Consider the following 6,195-nt stretch of genomic DNA (forward strand, 5'->3'; position numbering starts at 1 on the left):
CCTCGCCCGCGACCTTGCCGCCGGACTACCCGCGCGACGCACGCCAGCCAGCCGGTGCGGCGGACCAGCCGGCGATGAGCCAGCAAGCGATGATACAGGCGGCGGCCCAGGCCGCCGTGGCAGCGCAGCTGGCGCACATGACGCCGCCCGCAGCACCCAGCCTGCCGCCGGTGGCCGCGCCCGACAACAGCCAGATCCAGGTGCAACGCAGCGTGGCCGCGCCGCAAATCAATCCCGGCGTGCAGCAAGCCTACCAGGCCTTCAACGGGGGCCAGCTGGGCCTTGCTCGCCAACAGTATGAAACGGTGCTGCGGCAGGATGCCAACAACCGCGACGCGCTGCTGGGCCTGGCGGCCGTGGCCCTGCGCGAGAACCAGGGCGCGCAGGCGGCAGCCTTGTACGTGCGTTTGCTGGAAATCAATCCCGACGATGGCGAAGCGCTGGCCGGGCTGATCGGCCTGCGCCAGGGCGACGTGGTACAAAGCGAGGCCAAGCTGAAAGCCATCCTGGCACGCAGCCCCGACAGCGCTCCCGTGCTGTTTGCACTGGGTAATGTGTACGCCAAGCAGCGCCGCTGGAATGAGGCGCAGCAGCAATTTTTCCGCGCCTACGGCGCCGCGCCCGGCAATCCCGACTATGCCTTCAACCTGGCCGTGGGCCTGGACCGGTTGAACCAGCCCAGGCTGGCCGCCACCTATTACCAGCGCGCATTGACCCTGGCGCAAACCACGCCTGCCGCCTTCGACCAGGCCGTGGTGCAAACGCGCTTGCGCGAACTCGCGGCCCCCGCGCCGGCGGCAGGCGCAAGCACGGGCCCGGCCCCGGCCGACCCGGCCATCATCATCACCCGTCAGGAATAAGCGCTACATGGCAGAACAGGCAAAACTTCCACTGGGCAAGTTGCTGATCCAGAAAGGCGTGATCAGCGAAGACCAGCTGCGCATCGCCCTGATCGAACAGCGGCGCAGCAGCGAACCGCTGGGCAAGCTGCTGATCACTTTGGGCTTCGTCACGGAAGCCACCGTGCGCGAGGCGCTCAGCGAAAACCTGAAACAGGTGAGCGCGGACCTGTCCAGCCTGGTGGTCGACGCCATCGCCCTGAAACTGATCCCGAAAGACGTGGCCAAGCGCTACCGTGTCTTTCCCATCGTCTACGAGCGGCAGGCGGACAACCTGATCCTGGCCATGGCCGACACCAGCAACATCGTTGCGCTCGACCAGATCAGCGCCATGCTGGTCAAGGGCATCACGATTTCCACGGTGCTCGTCAACGAATCGGACATTTCGCGCGCCATCGACCAGTACTACGGCTTCGAGCTGTCGATCGACGGCATCCTGCATGAAATCGAGACGGGCGAAGTCAGCTACCAGAGCATGGCCTCGCCCTCGGACGAATACAGCCAGCCCATGGTGCGCCTGATCGACGCGCTGCTGGCCGACGCCGTGCAGAATGGCGCTTCGGACATCCATTTCGAGCCGGAACAGTCGTTCCTGCGCATCCGCTACCGCATCGACGGCATTTTGCGGCAGATCCGCAGCCTGCACAAATCGTACTGGCCCGCCATGGCCGTGCGCCTGAAGGTGATGTCGAACATGAATATCGCCGAGGCGCGCGCGCCGCAGGATGGGCGCATCAGCATCAAGTTTTCCGGGCGGCAAATCGACTTCCGCGCATCCGCGCAGCCCACCACGCATGGCGAAAACGTCGTGCTGCGCGTGCTGGACCGGCAAAAAGGCATCGTGCCGCTGGACGCGCTGGGCCTGGCCGAGCCGGAACTGAACCTGTTGAAACTGATGATCGCGCGCCCCGACGGCGTGATCCTCGTGACGGGCCCGACGGGCAGCGGCAAGACCACCACCCTGTATTCGATACTCAACCATATCAATACGGAAAGCGTCAACATCATGACCCTGGAGGACCCGGTCGAGTATCCGATGAACATGATACGCCAGACCTCCGTCAACGAATCCGTCAAGCTGGGCTTTGCCGACGGCATCCGCTCGATGATGCGGCAAGACCCGGACATCATCCTCGTGGGCGAGATCCGCGACCGCGAAACGGCGGAAATGGCCTTCGCGGCCGCCATGACGGGCCACCAGGTGTATTCCACCCTGCACACGAGCTCGGCCATCGGTTCCGTGGCCCGCCTGCTCGACATCGGCATCTTGCCCGACATCATGGCGGGCAACATCATCGGCATCGTGGCGCAGCGCCTGGTGCGCCGGCTGTGTCCGCATTGCAAGGAAACGGTGATCGCCGACGACGTCGAGCGCCGCCTGCTGGGCCTGGCCAAGGACGAGGCGCCCGTGTCCATCTGCCGCGCCGCGGGCTGCGAGCGCTGCGCGCACCACGGCTACAAGGGCCGCCTGGCCATCATGGAAATCCTCAAGATGACGGCCGAACTCGATGAATTGACGGCGCGCCGCGCCAGTTTGCGCGAGCTCAAGGCCGCCGCGCGCGCGGCCGGCTTCAAGGGCATCGTCGACGACGGCATGCGCCGCGTGCGGGAAGGCGTGACTACCCTGGAAGAAGTGGGCCGCGTGGTCGACCTGACGGAAAGGCTGCTCTGATGGCGCAATATGTCTACCGCGCCATGGATGCCGCCGGCGCCCTGATTCCCGGCAGCATGGAGGCGGCCAACGTGCCGGACCTGGAAGCGCGCCTGCACCGCATGCAGCTCGACTTGATCGACTGCAAGATCACGGGCCAGTATCTGGTGCTGCTGGGCAAACGCATCATCCACCGCCGCGACCTCATCAATTTCTGCTTCCACATGGAGCAATTGACGGGTGCGGGCGTGCCCATCCTGGAAGGCTTGAACGACTTGCGCGAAAGCACGGACCATCCGCGCCTGCGCGAAGTCGTCACGGATCTGATTGAAAGCATCGAGGGCGGCCTGCCCCTGTCGGGCGCGCTGGCCCAGCATGGCGACATCTTCGACGCCACGTTTACCAGCCTGATACTGGCGGGCGAACAGAGCGGCAGGATCGCCGACGTGTTCAAGAACCTGTCGGAAAGCCTGAAGTGGCAGGATGAGCTGGCCTCGCAGACGCACAAGATCGTCATGTACCCCGTCATCGTGGCCATCGTCGTGGCGGCCGTGACGTTTTTCCTGATGATCTATCTGGTGCCCCAGCTGACGGCGTTCATCCGCAACATGGGCGGCGAACTGCCGCTGCATACGCGCGTGCTCATTGCCGTATCGAATGTGTTCATCGATTACTGGTATTTGCTGCTGAGCTTACCCGTGCTGCTGTTCTTCGGCCTGCGCGCGCTCATCCGCCGCAGCGACAGGGCACGCCATGCGTGGGATGGCCTGAAACTGCGGCTGTGGCTGGTCGGCCCCGTGCTGCACAAGATCATCCTGGCCCGCTTCGCCACGTTTTTTGCCCTCATGTATGCGTCCGGCATCACGATCCTCGAATGCATCCGCCTGTCCGAAGGCATCGCCGGCAACCAGGTGGTGGCGGCCGGCCTGCGCCGCGCGGCGCAGCTGATCAGCGAAGGCTACGGCGTTACCGCCGCCTTCCAGCACACGGGCATCTTCCCGCCGCTGGTGATCCGCATGCTGAAAGTGGGTGAAGCGACGGGCTCGCTGGACACGGCCTTGCGCAATGTCAGCTATTTCTACAACCGCGAAGTGAAGGAATTGATCGAAAAAGTGCAGGCCATGATCGAGCCCGCCATGACGGTGATCCTGGGCCTGCTGCTGGGCTGGATCATGCTGTCCGTGCTGGGGCCGATTTACGACACCATCAGCACGATAAAAACTTGAGATTCGAGGCCTGAGACCGCCGTGTTCCGCAAACAATTACTCTACATCACCAGCGACGCCCTGTGCGCCTACGACTGGAACCATGGCGTGCTGGGGCCCGGCCACGTCTTTCCCGCCAGCGCGGCCGGACTGGACGGCTTCGCCGCGTGGCTGGAAGATCCGCAGGCTCAACGCTCAGGCGTGCCCGCCTACCTGCTGACGGACTTGATCGAGGAAGATTTCCAGCGCCAGCTGCTGCCCCACGTGCGCGGCAAGGCGGGGCGCGCCCTGCTGGAACGGCGCAAGCAGCAATTGCACCGCGACACGCCCTACCGGGGCAGCACCCTGCTGGGCCGCGAAAGCACGGGCCGCCATGACGACCAGGTGCTGTTCTTCGCGCTGACCAACCCGTCGCTGCTGCAGCCGTGGACGGAAGCGCTCGAACACTTGCGCGTCCCCGTGGCCGGCATCTATTCGACCAGCCTGCTCAGCATCGCCCTCGTAAAAAAACTGTCGATCGCGCACGAACACCTGCTGCTGGTGACGCAGCAATCGGGCGGCTTGCGGCAAAGCTATTACGAAAATGGCCAGCTGCGCTTTTCGCGCCAGACGGCCACCATCGCACTCGACGGCGTGGCCGTGAATATCGCGCTGGAAACGGAAAAAACGCGGCAATTTCTCACCAGCACACGCATGCTGGCGCGCGGCGACGTCTTGAATACCGTCATCCTGGCGCCGGCCGCGCAGATCGCCAAGCTCGAACTGCTGTGCGACAACGGCGTGGAAGTGGCTTACCACTTCATCGACCTGCAGCTGGCCGGCGCGCGGGTGGGCTTGCGCCAGACGCCCGCCTTGGCCGACGAATTGCTGCTGACCTTGCTGGGCAAGCAGCCGCCGCCCAGCCACTACCCGCCCGGCGCGCTGGCCCGCTACTACCACTTCCAGCGCGCGCGCAAGACGCTGTATGGCGCCAGCGCACTGATCGGCGCGTCGGCAGCCCTGTGGTGCGCGATTAACTTGCTCGGTGGCATCACCGACGACGGCGCCACGCAGCGCCTGGCGCAGGAAACGGCGTCGTACCAGGAGCGCTACCGCAGCGTCATGTCGACGCAGCCGCCCGCGCCGGCCAAGACGCAGAACATGAAGGTGGCCGTCACCCTGGGCCAGATGATCGCCAGTCAGGCGCCGGAACCGGGCCGGCTGCTGGGCCTGCTGAGCGCCGCGCTGGACCAGGCGCCGCAAGTTGCGCTCAGCCAGCTGCACTGGCATGCGGGCCAGGCAGCCGCGCGCGCGGCCGGCAGCCAGCCAGCGCAGCAGCAGCAGCAGCAGCAGCAGCAGCAGCAAGGCGGGCCGCCCGGCAGCGCCCTGGCCGGCATTCCCCTCGCGCCGCCGCAGGCACTGCGCCTGGAAGCGGACGTGGCCATGCCGAACAATGACTACCGCGCGGCACTGGCCGCCATCACGGCCTTCGCGCAAACCCTGGTGCGCCAGCCCGGCATGCAGGTGACCATCGAAGAGACACCGCTGGATTTACGCTCCAGCGTGGCCCTGTCGGGCAAAAGTGCCGCGCCCGCGCCGGACAGCCATGCCCGCTTTACCCTCTTGCTCGCGTGGCAGCCATGAGCGGCCCCGTCAAGCAGCCGCCCCTGCCCGGCATGAAGCGGGCCGGCACACCCACGCGCACCCTGCCCGCCTGGCTGGGCGAGCTGCACCTGGTGCGCGGCGCCCTGCTGTGCTTTGCGCTGACCCTGCTGGCCAGCCTGGTGCTGCTGAGCTTGACCGCCGCCTACCGCATGCGCGCAGCGCAGCAGCTGGACCTGGCCCAGCACACGCGCGCGGCGGCGGCCACCCTGTTCAACCACGCGGAAGCGGAAAAGCAGGAAATCCGCGCCTACGAACCGCAATTCCTGGCCCTGCGCCAGCGCGGCCTGATCGGCGAGGAAAACCGCCTGGCCTGGATCGACGCCATCCGCCGCAGCCAGGAACAGCGCAAATTATTGCCGATCAGCTATGACATCAGCCCCCAGCAAGTGCTGCAAGTACCGCTGCCCATGGTGATGGGGCAATATCACCTGCGCGGCAGCCGCATGCGCCTGCAGATGGATATGCTGCACGAGATGGATTTGCTGAACCTGTTTGACGATTTGCGCCAGGCCGGCTATTTCGCCGTGCAGGATTGCACGCTCAAGCGCCAGGCATCGGCCGGGGCCGGCAGCGGCGCAACGCCCACCCTGGGCGCCGAATGCGAGCTGCTGTGGCTGACCCTGGGCAGCGTACCCGTGCTGGGGCGGCCATGAAGCGCGCCTTCGTCCTGGGCGCGCTGCTGGCCGGCGCCGCGTTCGCGGCCCAGGCCCAGGCACAGCGGCCCCAGCTGGGACGCTTGTTCCTGTCGCCCGAACAGCGCGCCCAGCTCGACGCGCAGCGCTACGGGCCGCCCGCG

General features: G+C 66.1%; 5 protein-coding genes. All 5 read left to right on the plus strand.

Going from position 1 to position 6,195, the window contains the following annotated elements:
• The coding region (locus tag GCN75_RS28455; RefSeq protein WP_152285335.1) for a tetratricopeptide repeat protein at positions 1-860 on the plus strand (860 nt) is incomplete at its 5' end.
• Positions 861-867: 7 nt separating this feature from the next.
• Positions 868-2,571 carry a GspE/PulE family protein gene (locus GCN75_RS28460; protein ID WP_152285336.1) on the plus strand — a complete coding sequence of 568 codons (1,704 nt, stop codon included), beginning with the start codon at positions 868-870 and terminating at the stop codon, positions 2,569-2,571.
• Entirely contained in the window at positions 2,571-3,776 is a 1,206-nt protein-coding gene (locus tag GCN75_RS28465; protein ID WP_152285337.1) for a type II secretion system F family protein, read from the plus strand. The genes GCN75_RS28460 and GCN75_RS28465 overlap by 1 nt, the downstream gene beginning before the upstream one ends.
• A gap of 21 nt (positions 3,777-3,797) precedes the next feature.
• Positions 3,798-5,378 carry a hypothetical protein gene (locus GCN75_RS28470; RefSeq protein WP_152285338.1) on the plus strand — a complete coding sequence of 527 codons (1,581 nt, stop codon included), beginning with the start codon at positions 3,798-3,800 and terminating at the stop codon, positions 5,376-5,378.
• The gene (locus GCN75_RS28475) at positions 5,375-6,052 is read left to right on the plus strand and encodes a hypothetical protein (RefSeq protein ID WP_226941627.1); all 678 of its coding nucleotides are present in this window, start codon (positions 5,375-5,377) and stop codon (positions 6,050-6,052) included. The genes GCN75_RS28470 and GCN75_RS28475 overlap by 4 nt, the downstream gene beginning before the upstream one ends.
• Positions 6,053-6,195: the final 143 nt, after the last annotated feature.

It is taken from the genome of Janthinobacterium violaceinigrum, from assembly GCF_009208555.1.
Classification (GTDB): Bacteria; Pseudomonadota; Gammaproteobacteria; order Burkholderiales; family Burkholderiaceae_D; genus Janthinobacterium; species Janthinobacterium violaceinigrum.

Bases quoted from the DNA above. Each gene is read 5' to 3' on its own strand.
- GCN75_RS28460 (WP_152285336.1), top strand. From the start codon at position 868: ATGGCAGAACAGGCAAAACTTCCACTGGGCAAGTTGCTGATCCAGAAA.
- GCN75_RS28465 (WP_152285337.1), top strand. From the start codon at position 2,571: ATGGCGCAATATGTCTACCGCGCCATGGATGCCGCCGGCGCCCTGATT.
- GCN75_RS28475 (WP_226941627.1), top strand. From the start codon at position 5,375: ATGAGCGGCCCCGTCAAGCAGCCGCCCCTGCCCGGCATGAAGCGGGCC.